This window comes from Streptomyces sp. NPDC040718 (genome assembly GCF_055593565.1).
The window spans coordinates 1-16,880 of record NZ_JBVIXO010000026.1 but is presented as its reverse complement, the minus strand read 5'-3'; the positions used below and the strand labels follow the sequence as shown (position 1 = coordinate 16,880).

The window sequence follows — 16,880 nt, the reverse complement described above, 5'->3', positions numbered from 1 at the left end:
GCGCACCCCGCCCCGCCGGCATCCGCGCGGCTACTCACCCCGCTACTCAGCCCCGCACGGGTACCGCGCCGCGACGACCGCCGGGAACGCCGAAGGGGCCCGGGGACGTACACCGCTCCCGGACCCCTCCAGCCGCTAACCTCACGTCGCGCGACGCCGGCGCGCGCCCGGACGGCGCTCGCTCGGGCGGGCCACCGTCTCGCCGGCCGCCTTGGCCGCCTCCCGGCGCGCCTCCCCGTACGCGGCCAGCGCCTCCGCCAGCTTGCCCACGCTCGGCTCCGGCGACAGCACGTCCACGCGCAGGCCGTGCTCCTCCGCCGTCTTGGCCGTCGCCGGCCCGATACAGGCGATGACGGTCACGTTGTGCGGCTTGCCGGCGATGCCGACCAGGTTCCGCACGGTGGACGACGACGTGAACAGAACGGCGTCGAAACCGCCGCCCTTGATCGCCTCACGGGTGTCCGCCGGCGGCGGCGACGCGCGCACGGTCCGGTACGCCGTGACGTCGTCGACCTCCCAGCCCAGCTCTATCAGCCCGGCCACCAGCGTCTCCGTGGCGATGTCGGCGCGCGGCAGGAAGACGCGGTCGATCGGGTCGAAGACCGGGTCGTACGGCGGCCAGTCCTCCAGCAGACCGGCGGCCGACTGCTCACCGCTCGGCACCAGGTCCGGCTTCACGCCGAACTCCACCAGCGCGGCCGCGGTCTGCTCGCCCACCGCGGCGACCTTGATGCCCGCGAAGGCACGCGCGTCGAGCCCGTACTCCTCGAACTTCTCCCGCACCGCCTTCACGGCGTTCACCGAGGTGAAGGCGATCCACTCGTAGCGGCCCGTCACCAGGCCCTTGACCGCCCGCTCCATCTGCTGCGGGGTGCGCGGCGGCTCCACGGCGATGGTCGGCACCTCGTGCGGCACCGCGCCGTACGAACGCAGCTGGTCGGAGAGCGAAGCGGCCTGCTCCTTCGTACGCGGTACGAGGACCCGCCAGCCGAACAGCGGCTTCGACTCGAACCAGGCCAGCTCCTCGCGCCGCGCCGCGGCACCCTGCTCACCGACCACGGCTATGACCGGCCGCGAGCCCTCGGGCGAGGGGAGCACCTTGCCCTGCTTGAACACCTGGGCGATCGTGCCCAGGGTCGCGCTCCAGGTCCGCTGCCGGGTCGTCGTACCGCCCACGGTCACCGTCAGCGGGGTCTCCGGCTTGCGGCCGGCCGACACCAGCTCGGCGGCCGCGCTCGCGACCGTCTCCAGCGTCGCCGAGACCACGACGCCGCAGTCGCTCGTGCCGACCTCGCTCCAGCAGCGCGCCGAGGCGTGCCGGGCGTCCACGAAGCGCACGTCCGCGCCCTGCTCGCCGCGCAGCGGAACACCCGCGTACGCGGGCACGCCGACGGCGGTGGCCACACCGGGCACCACCTCGAAGGGGATCCCCTGGTGGGCGCAGGCGAGCATCTCCGCGGCCGCGTTCCCCTCCAGTCCGGGGTCGCCCGTCACCGCACGGACGACCCGCCTGCCGGAGCGCGCGACCTCCATGACAAGATTGGCAACGTCCGCGGCGGTCGACGGAGTACGGATCGCCGGGACACCGGCGGCGGCTGACACTTCGTCAGCGACCGTCAGCTGCGGCGTGTCGACGCCCGCCCGCGCATGGGTCCGTACGACCTCTAGCACCTCGGGCTCCGCGATCAGTACGTCCGCGGCGGCGAGCGCCTCCACGGCGCGCAGCGTGAGCAGACCCGGGTCGCCCGGACCCGCACCGAGGAAGGTGACGAGCCCGGGGGCGGCTACGCCCGCGAAGGGGGAGGTGGTGGGGCTTGAGGGGTTCAAAGGGATCGCTCCCCCATCAGACCGGCCGCGCCCTTGGCCAGCATCTCGTCCGCGAGTTCGCGGCCGAGCGCCATGGCCTCGTCGTACGACTGGGGCACGGGACCGGTGGTGGACAGCTGCACCAGCGTCGAACCGTCGAGGGTCCCGACGACACCACGCAGGCGCATTTCATTGACAATCTGCCCGTCGGCCAGCAGGTCGGCGAGCGCGCCCACGGGTGCGCTGCACCCGGCTTCCAGGGCGGCGAGGAGCGCACGCTCCGCGGTCACGGCGGCCCGCGTGTGCGGGTCGTCGAGCCGGCCGAGCGCGGAGATGAGGTCCGCGTCGGAGGCGAGGCACTCCACGGCCAGGGCACCCTGGCCGGGCGCGGGCAGGACGTTGTCGACCGACAGCAGGTCGGTCGCCTCGTCGGCACGCCCGATCCGGTTCAGGCCGGCCGCGGCCAGCACGACCGCGTCGAGCTCACCGGCCCGCACGAAGCCGATCCGGGTGTCGACGTTGCCGCGGATCGCGACGGTCTCGATGGACTTGCCCAGGCTGCGGGCGTACGCGTTCAGCTGCGCCATGCGGCGCGGCGAACCGGTACCCACGCGGGCCCCGTCGGGCAGCTCCTCGAAGGTCAGGCCGTCGCGGGCCACCAGCGCGTCGCGCGGGTCCTCGCGCTTCGGCATGGCCGCGATGACCAGCTCGTCGGGCTGCGCCGTCGGCAGGTCCTTCAGCGAGTGCACGGCGAAGTCGACCTCGCCGCGCACCAGGGCCTCGCGCAGCGCCGTGACGAACACGCCGGTGCCGCCGATCTGCGCGAGGTTCTCGCGGGACACGTCACCGTAGGTCGTGATCTCCACGAGCTCGACGGGACGGCCGGTGATCGCCCGTACCGCCTCGGCGACGTGCCCGGACTGGGACATGGCCAGCTTGCTGCGCCGCGTGCCGAGCCTGAGGGGCTGGTCGGGACGTGTGTTCATGATGCCCGTCCTGGGTCGTCGTTCATCGGATCGGCCGCGTCCGCCCGGCTGACGGATGCCACCGTCTGAGGGTCGAGGTCGAAGAGTTCGCGCAGCGCCTCCGCGTACCCGGCGCCGCCGGGCTCGCTCGCGAGCTGCTTGACGCGCACGGTCGGCGCGTGGAGGAGCTTGTCGACGACGCGGCGCACGGTCTGGGTGACCTCCGCGCGCTGCCGCTCGTCGAGATCGGGTACCCGCCCGTCGAGCCGTGCCACCTCCATGGCGACGACCTCGGCGGCCATCGCCCGCAGGGCGACGACGGTGGGCGTGATGTGCGCGGCCCGCTGCGCGGCGCCGAACGCGGCCACTTCCCCGGCCACGATCCCGCGCACGGCGTCGACGTCGGCGGCCATGGGCGCGTCGGCGGAGGCCTCGGCGAGGCTCTCGATGTCGACGAGCCGCACGCCCGGGATCCGGTGCACGGCGGCGTCGATGTCCCGGGGCATGGCCAGGTCCAGCAGCGCCAGCCGTACGGGAACGGCCCCGTCGGCCAGGCTCCGCGCCGCCCGGCGCGGCTGCCGCTGCGCGGCGGCCTCACCCTGATCGGCCCAGGCCCCGTGCAGTTCGAGCGACCCGGCGTCGACCCCGGCGAGCGCCGAGCGGCCGCCGCCGGCCGGAGCGTCGACCGGCGCGTCCAGCCCGACGGGACACCCGTCGCCCTCTACGGCGGCGGGCGCCGCGATGGTCCGCACGGCCCCGGCATCGGCGATCCGCCGCCCGCCTTCGGCGGCGGCGACGAGCCGGGCGACGACCTCGGCGTCGGCGAAGCCGCCGACCACCGCCCGCGGCACCGCCGAGGACGGGGCCGCGGCGAAGCCGTCGGCCGTCCCCGGCCCGGAGGCCCGGGGCGCGACCCCGTTCTCCAACCCCGCCGACGCCTGAGGCCCGGAGGCCCGGGGCGCGGCCCCGGCACCTTCCAACCCCGCCGACGCCTGAGGCCCGGAGGTCCGGGGCGCGGCCCCGGCACCTTCCAACCCCGCCGGCGCCTGAGGCCCGGAGGTCCGGGGCGCGGCCCCGGCACCTTCCAGCCCCGCCGGCGTTTGAGGCCCGGGGGTCCGGGGGCGGAGCCCCCAGGAGGGGGCCGGGGGCTCGCCCCCGGTTTCGGGAAGGGGCGGGGTGGGGGAGAGCCCCGCAGGGCCCGCCACCCCAGCGGCAGCGGACACGGCGGCGGCGACGTCGTCCCCGGTCAGCACCAGCCCGGTCGCCCCGGTACAGGACACGACGACGTCCACCCGCGCGAGCTCACCGGCGACGGCCGACATCGGAACGGCCCGCGCGGCGACACCAGTGCCCGAGGCAACCAAAATCTCCGCAAGACGCTCCGCCCGCTCCGCGGTCCGGTTCGCCACGACCACCTCGGCGACGCCCACCCGCGCCAGCGTCGCCGCCGCCAGCGAGGACATCGACCCGGCACCGATCACCAGCGCACGCTTCCCGGCGGCCCACTCCCCCACCGGCAGGTGCACGGCGAGCTGCTCCAGCCCGAAGGTCACCAGCGACTGCCCGGCCCGGTCGATCCCGGTCTCCGAGTGCGCCCGCTTGCCGACGCGCAGCGCCTGCTGGAAGAGGTCGTTGATCAGCCGGCCGGCCGTGTGGAGCTCCTGCCCCAGCGCCAGCGCGTCCTTGATCTGGCCGAGGATCTGGCCCTCGCCCACGACCATCGAGTCCAGCCCGCACGCCACCGAGAACAGGTGGTGCACCGCCCGGTCCTCGTAGTGCACGTACAGGTAGGGGGTGAGCTCCTCCAGCGCGACCCCGCTGTGCTGGGCCAGCAGCGTGGACAGCTCGGCGACACCGGCGTGGAACTTCTCCACGTCGGCGTAGAGCTCGATCCGGTTGCAGGTGGCCAGCACGGTCGCCTCGGCCGCCGGCTCGGCGGCCAGGGTGTCGTGCAGCAGCTTGACCTTGGCGTCGGCGGACAGCGAGGCCCGCTCCAGCACGCTCACCGGCGCGCTGCGGTGGCTCAGGCCTACGACGAGCAGACTCATGCCGGCATCACCGCCGGCACGTCGCCCTCGGGGCCGCCCTTGCGCGCGGCCGCGGCGGCCCGCCCGGCCGGCGGCTCGACGGCGGCGGCGGGCGCGGCACCGCTCGCGGCGGCGACGGTGTCCGCCCCGGACTCCTCCTCGGCGTCCGCGTCCGAACCGCCGCCGGCGCCCTCGCCGGCCTTGCGCTGTTCGTGGAACGCCAGGATCTGGAGCTCGATGGACAGGTCGACCTTGCGCACGTCCACGCCCTCGGGCACGGACAGCACGGTCGGCGCGAAGTTCAGGATGGAGGTCACACCGGCGGCGATCAACCGCTCACTGACCTGCTGGGCCGCACCCGCGGGCGTGGCGATGACGCCGATAGAGACGCCGTTCTCCTCGATGATCTTCTCCAGATCATCGGTGTGCTGCACGGGCATGCCGGCCACCGGCTTGCCGGCCATGGCCGGGTCGGCGTCGATCAGCGCGGCCACGCGGAAGCCGCGCGACGCGAAACCGCCGTAGTTGGCCAGGGCGGCGCCGAGGTTGCCGATGCCGACGATGACGACCGGCCAGTCCTGGGTCAGGCCGAGTTCGCGGGAGATCTGGTAGACGAGGTACTCGACGTCGTAGCCGACACCGCGCGTGCCGTAGGAGCCGAGGTACGAGAAGTCCTTGCGCAGCTTCGCGGAGTTGACTCCGGCGGCGGCCGCGAGCTCCTCGGAGGACACCGTGGGCACCGATCGCTCGGAGAGCGCGGTGAGCGCGCGCAAGTACAGCGGAAGCCGGGCGACAGTGGCCTCGGGAATACCTCGGCTGCGGGTCGCCGGTCGGTGAGTTCGGCCAGTTGCCACGATGCTCCTGCGGGATGAGCGGGGCTGCAGGCGGCCTCTTGTCCCAGGACCGCCCCGTCGAATGCAGGCTATGTCTTTGTGAACGCGTGCACAAAGATTGTGTCCGCTTTGTCCGAGCAAAGTGACCGGGGTCACGCGGGCTGGGCAGTAGGGGCCCGGGCCGGGAACGGGCCGAACCCGTTCAAATCCCGAGGGGGGCAAAGCGGTACACACTCCTCATCGATACGCCCCCGAGTCCCCATAAATCGCCCACGATGGTAACGGGCGAAACGGTCAGGCTCCCAATGCCCGACGCAGCCGGTCGGGGTTCACCCTCCAGAAGGTGTGCTGTTCACCGTCCACCAGCACCACCGGGATCTGCTCCCAGTGCAGCCGGTAGAGCTCCTCGTCCTGCGAGATGTCCTTCTTCTCCCACTGCGCCCCCGTCTCGGCGCAGACCTTCTCGATCACTTCCTGGGCGTCATCGCACAGATGGCACCCCGGCTTCCCGATGAGCGTCACCATCCGCTCCCCGGGACGCTTCTTCTCCTTACGGCGCAGCAAAGGGCTCATGCCGCCATTGTCCCGCGCCGGGCCGTGGTGCCCGAAGAGTTAACCGCTCCGTTTCCCGGCGGTTCGGGAACTCCCGAACACAATGGCTATGCTCGCGTCATGGCCGCTCTGGGATGGCTCACCCCCCGTAGGCGCTCCGCGACGGCGCGGAGCGTGCTGGCAGGCGAGGCCTCGGCCGAGGCCGCCCGCAAGACCGCGCAGGCCGGTGCGCCACACGCCCCCGAGGCGGCCGGCGGACCGGAGACCGCGCCTGCGGCCGTCACCGGGGAAACCCCCGGCGGCGAAGCCCCGGCAGCGGAGGCCGAAGCCGCGGAGCCGGAGTTCCCGGTCCACGGGGACGACCTGGCGGCCGCGTTCTTCGACCTCGACAACACCGTCATGCAGGGCGCCGCGATCTTCCACTTCGGCCGCGGCCTCTACAAGCGCGAGTTCTTCCGCCGCCGCGAACTGGCCCGCTTCGCCTGGCAGCAGGCCTGGTTCCGGCTCGCCGGGGTCGAGGACCCGGAGCACATGCAGGACGCGCGCGACAGCGCCCTCTCCATCGTCAAGGGCCACAAGGTCTCCGAACTGATGGCCATCGGGGAGGAGATCTACGACGAGTACATGGCGGAGCGGATCTGGCCGGGCACCCGCGCCCTGGCCCAGGCGCACCTCGACGCCGGCCAGAAGGTGTGGCTGGTCACCGCGGCCCCCGTCGAAACCGCCACGATCATCGCCCGCCGCCTCGGCCTGACCGGCGCCCTGGGCACCGTCGCCGAGTCCGTGGACGGGATCTACACCGGGCGCCTGGTGGGCGAGCCGCTGCACGGCCCCGCGAAGGCGGAGGCGGTGCGCGCGCTGGCCGCCGCCGAGGACCTCGACCTCGAACGCTGCGCGGCGTACAGCGATTCGCACAACGACATCCCGATGCTGTCCCTGGTCGGACATCCGTACGCGATCAATCCCGACACAAAACTGCGCAAGCATGCCCGCGCCAACGACTGGCGGCTGCGCGACTATCGGACCGGCCGCAAGGCCGTGAAGGTCGGCGTCCCGGCCGCCGCCGGAGTCGGCGCGATCGCGGGCGGCACGGCCGCCGCCATCGCCCTGCACCGGCGCCGCAAGTAGCAACGCCGGGCCCCCGCCCTCCCGCGGGCCGCCCGGCGGTCATTCGCTCCCCTTTACCCGCGCCGTCGGCGCGGCACTCCGGCCTGCCCGACTCGGTCGCGAGCCACCGTGGAAGCGTCCATTCCGCGCATCCAAGCGATCAGGAATCGATCACCAACCGGGCCTGAATATGCCCTGGACACGCAACAGAAGTGTCGTAACCGGTGATTTAGGCAACTGGGTGTAGCGCTGCCTGTACGAAGCGTTATTCTCCTCAAACGCATGCCACCGCCCATCCGTCCCCACGACGGGTGAACGGTCCCGCACTGCACGTGATGGAAGCTCTGCCTCTGGGAGTCCCGTGTACCCACCTGTCGGGGTTGACGCCTCGGGCCTGGCTACGCTGCGCGCAACGGTCCTCGACCACCTGCGCGGCTTCGTCCCCACCGCGTACGCCGTCCCCGCCTTCGCCGCCGCGGTCCCTGCCGGCCTCGGCCCGGCCGGCCCCTGCTACGCCCTGACGGACGGCGGGGCGACCGTGGGCAGACGCGGTCGCGCGGGCTCCGCCGCCTCCGCCGGCACCAGCACGCCCACCGCCCGCCGGCCCACGGCGGACAGCGACCAGGCCCGCATGATGGACCTGGTCGAACGCGCCCAGGCCGGCGAGGCGGAGGCCTTCGGCCGCCTCTACGACCAGTACAGCGACACGGTGTACCGCTACATCTACTACCGCGTCGGCGGCAAGGCGACCGCGGAGGATCTCACCAGCGAGACCTTCCTGCGCGCGCTGCGCCGCATCTCCACCTTCACCTGGCAGGGCCGCGACTTCGGCGCCTGGCTGGTGACCATCGCGCGGAACCTGGTGGCGGACCACTTCAAGTCCAGCCGCTTCCGCCTGGAGGTCACCACCGGCGAGATGCTCGACGCCAACGAGGTGGAGCGCAGCCCCGAGGACTCCGTCCTGGAGTCCCTCTCCAACGCGGCCCTGCTCGAAGCCGTGCGGAAACTCAACCCCCAGCAGCAGGAGTGCGTCACCTTGCGCTTCCTCCAGGGCCTCTCGGTCGCCGAGACCGCCCGGGTGATGGGCAAGAACGAAGGGGCGATCAAAACGCTCCAGTACCGGGCGGTCCGCACCCTGGCCCGCCTGCTGCCGGACGACGCCCGCTGACCCGCTCCCGCACACAAGACGACCCCACTACCGGTGACCCCTCGATGACGCTGTGGTCCGATCATCCTTCGTCCGTAACCCAAGTGCCGCGCCGCTCGTTGTGCGGGATGCAGGCTCCCTGTGGACAAGCCCTGCCCGAAGCCGCTCACCCGAAAGTGTGGATGTGCTCAAGGAAGGCAACCTTCCGGACACCTTGGGGAGTCGATCGTCATGACGAGAGGAGGTGCCGCCAGTGATCGCGAACGTGACTCCGCACCGGCGGGCGAACGCCTTCGCCCAGGCCCTGGAGGATCGGACCCCGTCCGCTCTTTCGGAACCGGAACCGGCGGCCGAGCAGTCCGAGGCACCTGCCGAATCCGCCGACCACGACCGGTTGTTGGCCCTGGCGAGCGTGCTCGGCGAAATGCCGCGCCCGGTGCTGGACCCCGAGGTCAAAGTGGTGCAACGAGCACAGCTCGTCGCCGCCATGGAGGCCATGGTGATGGAGGAGAGGGCCGGGGGCGGTGCCGCCGCGGACCCTCTGGTGCCCGAGCAGCGGACCGGCCGCGGCGCCCACCGGGCGACCTCGCTCCGGAAATTGCGGCCCCGCTCCCGCTGGTCCAAGGGCATCGCAGCGGGGGGCCTCACCGTGGGTGTGGCCGCAGGGGCCTTCAGCGGAGTGGCCGCTGCCAGCACCGACGCCCTGCCCGGTGATCCCCTGTACCCGGTCAAGCTGGGTATGGAGGACCTGAAGCTGGGCATGGCCGACGAGGGCGCGGACCGGGGCGAGGTCTACCTCGACCGGGCCTCGAACCGCCTGTCGGAAGCGCGCCGGCTGATGGAACGCGGCCGTTCCGGGCCCCTGGACCACGAGGTCCTGGGCGAGATCCGGCGGGCGCTGGCAGGCATGCAGCACGACGCGGCGGAGGGCCACCGGCTGCTCCAGGCGGCCTACAAGCGGGACGGCTCGCTCGGCCCGATCCAGACCCTGTCCTCGTTCTCCAACTCCCACCGCGACGCGTGGGGCCGACTCCGGTCCAACCTGCCGCCGCAGCTGATGGACGTGGGCGATCAGGTGACCTCCGTCTTCCAGGCCATAGACGATGAGGTGGCGCCGCTCCAGAGCATGCTGCCCAAGCCCCCGGAGCAGCACCGGGGCGGCCCCGGCGGCACCCCCGCCAGGCCGAGCACCCCGGCGACGGGCAAGCAGCAGCCCGTACCGGCACCGGACGCCCCCGCGGCGGGGCAGGCCCCGGCCGCGCCCAGCCCCTCCGGCAGCCACGCCCCGGCCCCCGGCAGCGGCCTCCTGGGCGGCACGGGCAACCTGCTCAACCCGCCCGCGCACGGCCAGTCCGCCCCGCCACCCTCGGCACCCCCGGCCCAACCCCAGCCGGACATCACCCTCCCGCCCCTCCTCCCGGGCCTCCTCCCGGGTCTGGGCATCCAGGCGGAGGACGCCGAGTAACACGCCCGAACGCCGGCGGGGAAATCCAGCCCCGCCGGCGTTTGAGGCGCGGGGTCCGGGGCGGAGCCCCGGGAGACGGAGAAAGGGCGGGGCGGGGAGCAGCTCCGCGCAGCGGCACCCCGCACCCCCGCCCCACCGTCAGAAGAACACGGACCGCCGCTGCACCAGCAGCTTGTACAGCGCGTGCTGGATCTGCTCCCGCACCTGGTCCGTCAGGTTGAACATCAGCATCGGATCCTCCGCGGCCTCCGGCGCGTACCCGTCCGTCGGGATCGGCTCGCCGAACTGGATCGTCCACTTCGTCGGCAGCGGCACCGCCCCCAACGGCCCGAGCCAGGGGAACGTCGGCGTCACCGGGAAGTACGGCAGCCCCAGCAGCCGCGCCAGCGTCTTCGCGTTGCCGATCATCGGGTAGATCTCCTCCGCCCCCACGATCGAGCACGGCACGATCGGCGTGCCCGCCCGCAGCGCCGTCGAGACGAACCCGCCCCGCCCGAACCGCTGGAGCTTGTACCGGTCGCCGAACGGCTTCCCTATGCCCTTGAAGCCCTCCGGCATCACCCCGACGAGTTCCCCGGCCTCCAGCAGCCGCTGCGCGTCCTCCGCGCACGCCAGCGTGTGCCCGGCCTTCCGCGCGAGCTCGTTCACCACGGGCAGCATGAACACCAGGTCCGCCGCCAGCAGCCGCAGGTGCCGCTGCGCCGGGTGGTGGTCGTGGACGGCCACCTGGAGCATCAGACCGTCCAGCGGGAGCGTCCCCGAGTGGTTCGCCACGATCAGCGCGCCGCCCTCCTTCGGGATGTTCTCGACGCCCCTGACCTCCACCCGGAAGTACTTCTCGAACAGCGGCCGCATCAAGGACATCAGGACCTGGTCCGTCAGCTCCTTGTCGTAGCCGAACTCGTCGACCTCGTACTCGCCCGTGATCCGCCGCCGCAGGAACGCCAGCCCGCCCGCGATCCGCCGGTCCCAGCCACCCTCGCCGCCGCCCCTCACGGGGGCCTCCACGACCGGCTCCACCGGCTCCTGCCGGTCCGGGACCGCCCGCACCTTCCGGGCCGCACCCGCCCGCCGGCGCGGCCGGTCCTCGTCGAACGGGATGACCTTGGCGTCGGCCACTATCGCTCCACTCCCTCGGGAACCTCGTCAACGTTCAACAGCCCCGCGACCCGCCCCACGGCCCGCGCCACCCGCTCCGGAGGCAGCAGCCCGCTCCCCCGGCTCCGCGCGAAGTCCGCGAAGGTCTCGGCGGTCGTGTACATCGGCCGGAAGCCCAGCGTCTCCCGCATCTGCGTGGTCTCCACGACCCGCCCGTGCGTCAGCAGCCGGATCTGCTCCGGCGAGAAGTCCGTCACCCCCACCGCCCGCAGCGCCTGCCCCACCCACGTCACCGCGGGCAGCAGGAACGGCACCGTCGGCCGGCCCAGCCGCCGCGCGCACTGCGACAGCAGCAGCACCCCGTCACCCGCGATGTTGAAGGTCCCGCTGTTCAGCGTGCCCCGCTCCGGCTCCCCCGCCGCCAGCCTCAGGACGTCCACCACGTCGTCCTCGTGGACGAACTGCAGCCTCGGGTCGTAACCCAGCACCGTCGGCATCACCGGCATCGAGAAGTACTCCGCGAGCGCGGAGTCCGCGAACGGCCCCAGGATGTTCGCGAAGCGCAGCACGCACACCGCCACGTCCGGCCGCCGGCGCGCGAAGCCCCGTACGTAGCCCTCGACCTCGGCGGCGTCCTTCGCGAAGCCGCCCGCCGGCAGCGACTTCGGCTGCGTGGTCTCCGTGAAGACGGCCGGGTCCCGTGCCGTGCCCCCGTACACGCTGGTGCTCGACTTCACCACGAGCCGCCGTACCGTCGGGGACTTCTGGCAGGCCCCCAGGAGCTGCATCGTCCCGATGACGTTCGTCTCCTTGACGGTGCTGCGCCCGCCCGGCGCCCCCGCGGCGGCGCCGCCGGTGACCGCGAGGTGGACCACCGTGTCCACGGCGTGCTCCGCGAGCACCCGGGCGATGGCCGACTGCCTGATGTCCGTCCGCACGAACTCGGCCGAGCCGAGCCGGTGCGGCGGGCTCACCGCGTCGACCGCGATGACCCGCTCCACCTCCGGGTCGCGCTGGACGCGGCGCACGAAGCGGCCCCCCAGCTGCCGGGACGCCCCGGTGACGAGCACGACCTTCCCCACGAGCTCAGCGCCTCCCTCGAAGAAGTACCCCCGGCTGCACCGCAGCCCCTCCACCAGGATGGTGGAGGGGCTGCGGAGAACACGTACAGCTGCCGTTTACTTCTTGTTACGGCGCTGGACGCGGGTGCGCTTGAGCAGCTTGCGGTGCTTCTTCTTAGCCATCCGCTTGCGCCGCTTCTTGATAACAGAGCCCACGACTACCCTCGCTCACTTCTCTTCACTGGTGCGGGGCGTCTGGGCCCACACGACCTACGTCGGCCTAGCCTACCCGCCCAAAGTCAGAGCTTGTAATCCGAGCCCTCCGCAGGAGTTACCGAGCCCCGGCAGGAGGCCCGGACATCAGGCCGACTCCACCCCCACGAAGGACTCCCGGAGGTACTCGTGGACCGCGTTCTCGGGGACCCGGAAGGACCGGCCCACCCGGATCGCGGGCAGATGACCGTTGTGCACCAGCCGGTACACGGTCATCTTCGACACTCGCATCACCGAGGCGACCTCCGCCACGGTCAGGAACTGAACCTCACTGAGAGGCCTCTCGCCAGCAGCCATGACACCCACCTGACCTTCCGCGCATGACGGGCACCGGCTTCCCCTCCGGTTACTCCTCGTCGTCGCACGCTCACTCCCCAGAGTAGGGGCGGGTGATACGAGTGGGGAAGAGGAGCTACGGCCACTCCTGACGCTCCGACAGTCCGGCGCGATTCAACACGTGCCGGATGAGCGGGCCGTAGTAGTCCGAGCGCACCCCGTCATCAAGCGGAACGGCCACCGCCACCCGCCCCTCGGCCTCCCCGACGAACAGCGCCGGATCATCCGTATCGCCCAGCCCGATCGCCTCCACACCCAGCTGACCTGCACCGCAGACCCACCCGTGGTCACCCACCACCAGTTCCGGCAGCGGCCCCCCGGCCTCCGCCAGCGCACCCAGCGCGATCCGAACCGGCAGCGGCGAATGCGAGTGTGCGCCGGTGGCACTCCCGGCCCCCCGCGCGCCGGGCTCCCGCACCAGCGCGACCCCCCGTACGTAATCGATCCGGTGCGGACGTACGCCGAACCGGGTCGCCATGTCGACATCCACCCCCTGCGCCGGAGTGAGGACAACACATCCCGCCGCCGACAACGCCTGCGCCAAACCGGCGTAGAAGGACAGGAGCCGGTGCGGGTGCCCCGTCCCGAACAGCACCGGCGACCGGGCCCCCGCCGCCGCCCCCAGCCGCTCCGCGAAGGCCTCCAGGGCCGCCAGCGTCAGCTCCGGATCGATCATGTCCGGGCCCCTGACGTGCGCCGGATCCGCCGAGACCCCGCACTTGGCCGCCATCAGCCCCAGCAGGTCACCCACGCCCCACCGCCGCTCCGGCTCCAGCCCCAGCAACACCCGGGGGTCCCCCGCCGCGAACAGCCGGTAACTGCGCAGGCTCTCCTCCCGCGTCGTCGCGACGGGCCCGGCCAACCGGGCGGCCAGCAGATGCGCACGCAACGCGCCGGTGCTCAACACCCTCCGATGCTGCCGCACCGGATCTGCCGGTTCATCAATTCTGCCGAACCGCCCCACAGTTGGCGTAACCACGCCAAGGGCTGACCCTGCGTCACACCAGCATCCCGCGCAGCGGGAACACCGCCCTCCGCGTCGCGAGAACGGCCTGATCCGTACGGTCCGCCGGGTCGTAGCCGGCGTCCCAATCCCGCCATCCCGGTGTCCGCCCGTCCGTCATCCGGGCCGGCCCGCCCTGCCGCGTCCGCGCGTACACCTCGTCCCGCCACGACTGCGGCACCATCGCCAGCGGATCCACCGGCCGGTGCGCCGCGATCCCCACCAGGTGCGTCCATGACCGCGGTACGACGTCCACCACCGCGTACCCGCCGCCGCCCAGCGCCAGCCACCGGCCGCCCGCGTGCTCGTGCGCCAGCGCGTGGCACGCCTCCTGCACCGCACGCTGCGCGTCCAGCGACACCGCCAGGTGGGCGAGGGGGTCCTCGAAGTGCGTGTCCGCCCCGTGCTGCGTCACCAGCACCTGCGGCCGGAAGTCCGCCAGCAGCTCCGGCACCGTCGCGTGGAAGGCCCGCAGCCACCCCTCGTCCCCGGTCCCGGCCGGCAGCGCCACGTTCACCGCGGACCCCTCGGCCGCCGGACCGCCCGTCTCCTCCGGCCAGCCCGTCTGCGGGAACAGCGTCCGCGGGTGCTCGTGCAGCGACACCGTCAGCACCCGGGGGTCGTCCCAGAACGCCGCCTGCACCCCGTCCCCGTGGTGCACGTCCACGTCCACGTACGCGACCCGCTCGGCGCCCAGCTCCAGCAGCCGCGCGATCGCCACCGCCGCGTCGTTGTACACGCAGAACCCGGCCGCCCCGCCCGGCATCGCGTGGTGCAGCCCGCCCGCGAAGTTCACCGCGTGCCCGGCCTCACCCCGCCACAGGGCCTCCGCCGCCGCCACCGACTGCCCCGCGATCAGCGCGGACGCCTCGTGGATCCCGTGGAACGCCGGATCGTCGATGGTCCCCAGCCCGTACGAACCGTCCGCCACCCCCGGATCCGCCGACACCTCCCGCACCGCGGCCACGTAGTCCTCCCGGTGCACCAGCCGCAGCGTCGAGTCCCCGGCCGCCGGAGCCGCACGCACCTCCATCTCCCGGTCCAGCCCGAAGGCGCGCACCAGGCCCATGGTCAGCGCCAGGCGCACCGGGTCCATCGGATGGCTCGGTCCGAAGTCATACCTCGTTACCGCCTCGTCCCACATCAACAGCCCGGTCACCGGCTCGCCGCTCATGCCCGACACCGTATCGGGCCCGGCCGACGCCGAATGAACGGGCGTAGAACAAGGTCGCCAACACCAGCACCATCGGCACCACCATCGCGCCCCGGTAGTTCCAGGCGTCCCCGATCCCGCCCACCAGCGGCGAACCGATCAGGAAACCCACGTAGTTGAAGATGTTCAGCCGAGCCACCGCCGTGTCGGAAGAACCGGGGAACAACCGCCCGGCCGCCGCGAAGGTCTGCGGCACGATCACGCACAGCCCGATCCCCAGCAGCGTGAAGCCCAGCATCCCCACCCAGGCCCCCGGCGCCACCGCCACCACCCCGAACCCGCCGGCCGCCACCACCGTCCCGGCCCGCACGACCGCCGCCGCCCCGAACCGGCGCACCCCGAGGTCCCCGACCGCCCGCCCGACCAGCGTCGTCACCATGTACACGTTGTACGGGACCGTCGCCAGCTGCTCCGAACTCCCCAGCACGTCCTGGAGGTACTTGGCACTCCAGTTCGCCACCGTCGAATCCCCGATGTACGCGCACGCCATCACCAGGCACAACGGCAGCAGCAGCTTCCCCCCTCCCGCCGGCCACCCCTGCTCGGCCTTCCCGCCCCCGGCCGCCGCGTCCACGTAGAACCGGCTCCCCGCGAACGCCACCGGCAACAGCACCACCACGGCCGGCAAGTAGCCCGAGAACAGCGACAGGTGCCAGTGCGCCCCCGCCCACGCCGCCGACGCCCCCAGGATCCCGCCGAGGCTGTACGAGGCGTGGAAACCCAGCATGATGCTGCGCCCGTACGCCCGCTGGAGGCTCACCCCGAGCATGTTCATCGAGGCGTCCAGCGCGCCCACCGCCAGCCCGAACACCCCCAGGGCCACCGCCACCTGCCACATCCCGCTGCCGGCCCCCACCCCGAGCAGGGCCAGCAGGACGACGGGCTGCGCCCACCGCAGCACCGTGCTGGGCGCGACGCGCTTCACCAGGTGCTCCGTGGCGACGCTGGACACCCCGGCAAGGACCGGCACGGCGGCGAGGAAGGCGGGCAGCAGCCCGTCGGATATCCCGTACCGGTCCTGAATGGCCGGGATCCGCGTCACCAGCAGGGCGAAGGCGACACCCTGCACGAAGAAGCTGAACCCGAGCGCCCCGCGCCCGCGGCGAAGCCGTACGTCAACCGTCATGGCGGCACAGCGTAGGCCCCGCCGCTACTGGTGGGTAGAGCGATCACGCACCCAATCCGAGCAGGGCGGACAGCTCTTTCATCTCCCCGAAGCAGGCGGTGGCACCGGCGAGCCTGTCGGCGGGCACCATGGACGTGAAGCCGAGGACGTCCATCCCGGCGGCCCGGGCGGCCTCCACCCCGAGCGGGCTGTCCTCGACCACCACGCACCGCGAGGGCGGGACGCCCATCATGTCGGCGGCGTGCAGGAACAGGTCCGGCGCCGGCTTGCCCTTCCCGACTTCCTCCGCGCTGAAGATCCACTCCTCTTCGAACCACTCGTCCATCCCGGACACCCGGTGCCCGACGCGGATCCGCTCGTGGCTGGAGGACGAGGCCACGCAGTAGGGCATGCCGATCGCGGACAGTTCCCCGAGCAGGTCGGCCACGCCGGGCACGGGCCGCAGTTCCCGCTCGAAGGCGGCGAACACCCGCTCGTTGAGGACCCGCTCGAAGTCCGCCGGCAGCTGCTGCCCGGTCCGCTCCTGGACGAGGTCGTGCACCCGGTGCACGGCGGAGCCCATGTAGTCCCGCAGGGAGTCCTCGTACGTGGTGGGGTGCCCGAGCTCCGTCAGGTACTCGGAGAGGATCGTGTTGGCGAGCGGCTCACTGTCCACGAGGACGCCGTCGTTGTCGAAGATGACCAGCTCATAGCCCATCGGCCCACCATACGAGCAGTCACCTCACGTTGACGGGAACCGCGTGCCGGTAAACGGCTGAACGCGCCCGAACGGGCCCGTAAACGCAGAAAAGCCCCGCACCAGAAGGTGCGGGGCTTTCCCACAATGATTGTTCGGCGGCGTCCTACTCTCCCACAGGGTCCCCCCTGC

At 72.6% G+C, this 16,880-nt stretch carries 16 protein-coding genes; 3 read left to right on the top strand and 13 right to left on the bottom strand.

Annotated elements, in window-relative coordinates; all coding sequences use genetic code 11:
* Positions 1-141: 141 nt before the first annotated feature.
* The 5 genes from ACZ597_RS34560 to ACZ597_RS34540 all read right to left on the bottom strand — a co-directional run bounded on the left by ACZ597_RS34560 (position 142) and on the right by ACZ597_RS34540 (position 6,204).
* Positions 142-1,827 (bottom strand): bifunctional uroporphyrinogen-III C-methyltransferase/uroporphyrinogen-III synthase, encoded by a 1,686-nt coding sequence (locus tag ACZ597_RS34560; protein WP_471339163.1) that lies wholly within the window; start codon positions 1,825-1,827, stop codon positions 142-144.
* Positions 1,824-2,792, bottom strand: coding sequence for a hydroxymethylbilane synthase (gene hemC, locus ACZ597_RS34555; RefSeq protein ID WP_471339161.1), 969 nt, complete (start codon positions 2,790-2,792; stop codon positions 1,824-1,826). The genes ACZ597_RS34560 and hemC overlap by 4 nt, the downstream gene beginning before the upstream one ends.
* A complete protein-coding gene (locus tag ACZ597_RS34550) occupies positions 2,789-4,819 on the bottom strand; it encodes a glutamyl-tRNA reductase (RefSeq protein ID WP_471339159.1) in 2,031 nt (676 codons plus the stop codon). Before ACZ597_RS34550 ends, hemC begins: the two co-directional genes overlap by 4 nt.
* Complete coding sequence (locus tag ACZ597_RS34545; protein WP_471339157.1) at positions 4,816-5,652, bottom strand: redox-sensing transcriptional repressor Rex; 837 nt, start codon at positions 5,650-5,652, stop codon at positions 4,816-4,818. The genes ACZ597_RS34550 and ACZ597_RS34545 overlap by 4 nt, the downstream gene beginning before the upstream one ends.
* A 273-nt stretch (positions 5,653-5,925) precedes the next feature.
* Positions 5,926-6,204, bottom strand: a complete 279-nt coding sequence (locus ACZ597_RS34540) for a glutaredoxin family protein (RefSeq protein WP_125602560.1) — start codon at positions 6,202-6,204, stop codon at positions 5,926-5,928.
* A gap of 99 nt (positions 6,205-6,303) precedes the next feature.
* On the opposite strand from ACZ597_RS34540, the gene ACZ597_RS34535 reads away from it, so the two are divergent.
* The 3 genes from ACZ597_RS34535 to ACZ597_RS34525 all read left to right on the top strand — a co-directional run bounded on the left by ACZ597_RS34535 (position 6,304) and on the right by ACZ597_RS34525 (position 9,902).
* A complete protein-coding gene (locus ACZ597_RS34535; RefSeq protein WP_471339155.1) occupies positions 6,304-7,311 on the top strand; it encodes an HAD family hydrolase in 1,008 nt (335 codons plus the stop codon).
* Positions 7,312-7,651: 340 nt separating this feature from the next.
* On the top strand, positions 7,652-8,458 hold the full coding sequence (locus ACZ597_RS34530) for an ECF subfamily RNA polymerase sigma factor, BldN family (RefSeq protein WP_471339153.1): 807 nt from the start codon (positions 7,652-7,654) through the stop codon (positions 8,456-8,458).
* A 232-nt stretch (positions 8,459-8,690) separates the two neighbouring features.
* Positions 8,691-9,902, top strand: coding sequence for a DUF5667 domain-containing protein (locus tag ACZ597_RS34525; RefSeq protein ID WP_471339151.1), 1,212 nt, complete (start codon positions 8,691-8,693; stop codon positions 9,900-9,902).
* A gap of 138 nt (positions 9,903-10,040) precedes the next feature.
* Here the strand turns inward: ACZ597_RS34525 and ACZ597_RS34520 are convergent, their stop codons facing one another.
* From ACZ597_RS34520 to ACZ597_RS34485, 8 genes are all read right to left on the bottom strand, one after another.
* Positions 10,041-11,021 carry a lysophospholipid acyltransferase family protein gene (locus tag ACZ597_RS34520; RefSeq protein WP_471339149.1) on the bottom strand — a complete coding sequence of 327 codons (981 nt, stop codon included), beginning with the start codon at positions 11,019-11,021 and terminating at the stop codon, positions 10,041-10,043.
* Positions 11,021-12,082, bottom strand: coding sequence for an NAD-dependent epimerase/dehydratase family protein (locus tag ACZ597_RS34515; RefSeq protein ID WP_471339147.1), 1,062 nt, complete (start codon positions 12,080-12,082; stop codon positions 11,021-11,023). Before ACZ597_RS34515 ends, ACZ597_RS34520 begins: the two co-directional genes overlap by 1 nt.
* Positions 12,083-12,178: 96 nt before the next feature.
* Positions 12,179-12,277, bottom strand: coding sequence for a 30S ribosomal protein bS22 (locus ACZ597_RS34510; RefSeq protein ID WP_003948845.1), 99 nt, complete (start codon positions 12,275-12,277; stop codon positions 12,179-12,181).
* Positions 12,278-12,421: 144 nt separating this feature from the next.
* Entirely contained in the window at positions 12,422-12,631 is a 210-nt protein-coding gene (locus tag ACZ597_RS34505; protein WP_162688852.1) for a helix-turn-helix domain-containing protein, read from the bottom strand.
* Positions 12,632-12,746: 115 nt separating this feature from the next.
* On the bottom strand, positions 12,747-13,577 hold the full coding sequence (locus tag ACZ597_RS34500) for a phosphatase (protein ID WP_471339145.1): 831 nt from the start codon (positions 13,575-13,577) through the stop codon (positions 12,747-12,749).
* A 91-nt stretch (positions 13,578-13,668) separates the two neighbouring features.
* Positions 13,669-14,817, bottom strand: coding sequence for an acetoin utilization protein AcuC (locus tag ACZ597_RS34495; RefSeq protein ID WP_471339211.1), 1,149 nt, complete (start codon positions 14,815-14,817; stop codon positions 13,669-13,671).
* A complete protein-coding gene (locus tag ACZ597_RS34490; RefSeq protein ID WP_471339143.1) occupies positions 14,789-16,012 on the bottom strand; it encodes an MFS transporter in 1,224 nt (407 codons plus the stop codon). Before ACZ597_RS34490 ends, ACZ597_RS34495 begins: the two co-directional genes overlap by 29 nt.
* 43 nt (positions 16,013-16,055) lie before the next feature.
* Positions 16,056-16,709, bottom strand: coding sequence for an HAD family hydrolase (locus ACZ597_RS34485; RefSeq protein WP_471339141.1), 654 nt, complete (start codon positions 16,707-16,709; stop codon positions 16,056-16,058).
* Between the last annotated feature and the right edge of the window lie 171 nt (positions 16,710-16,880).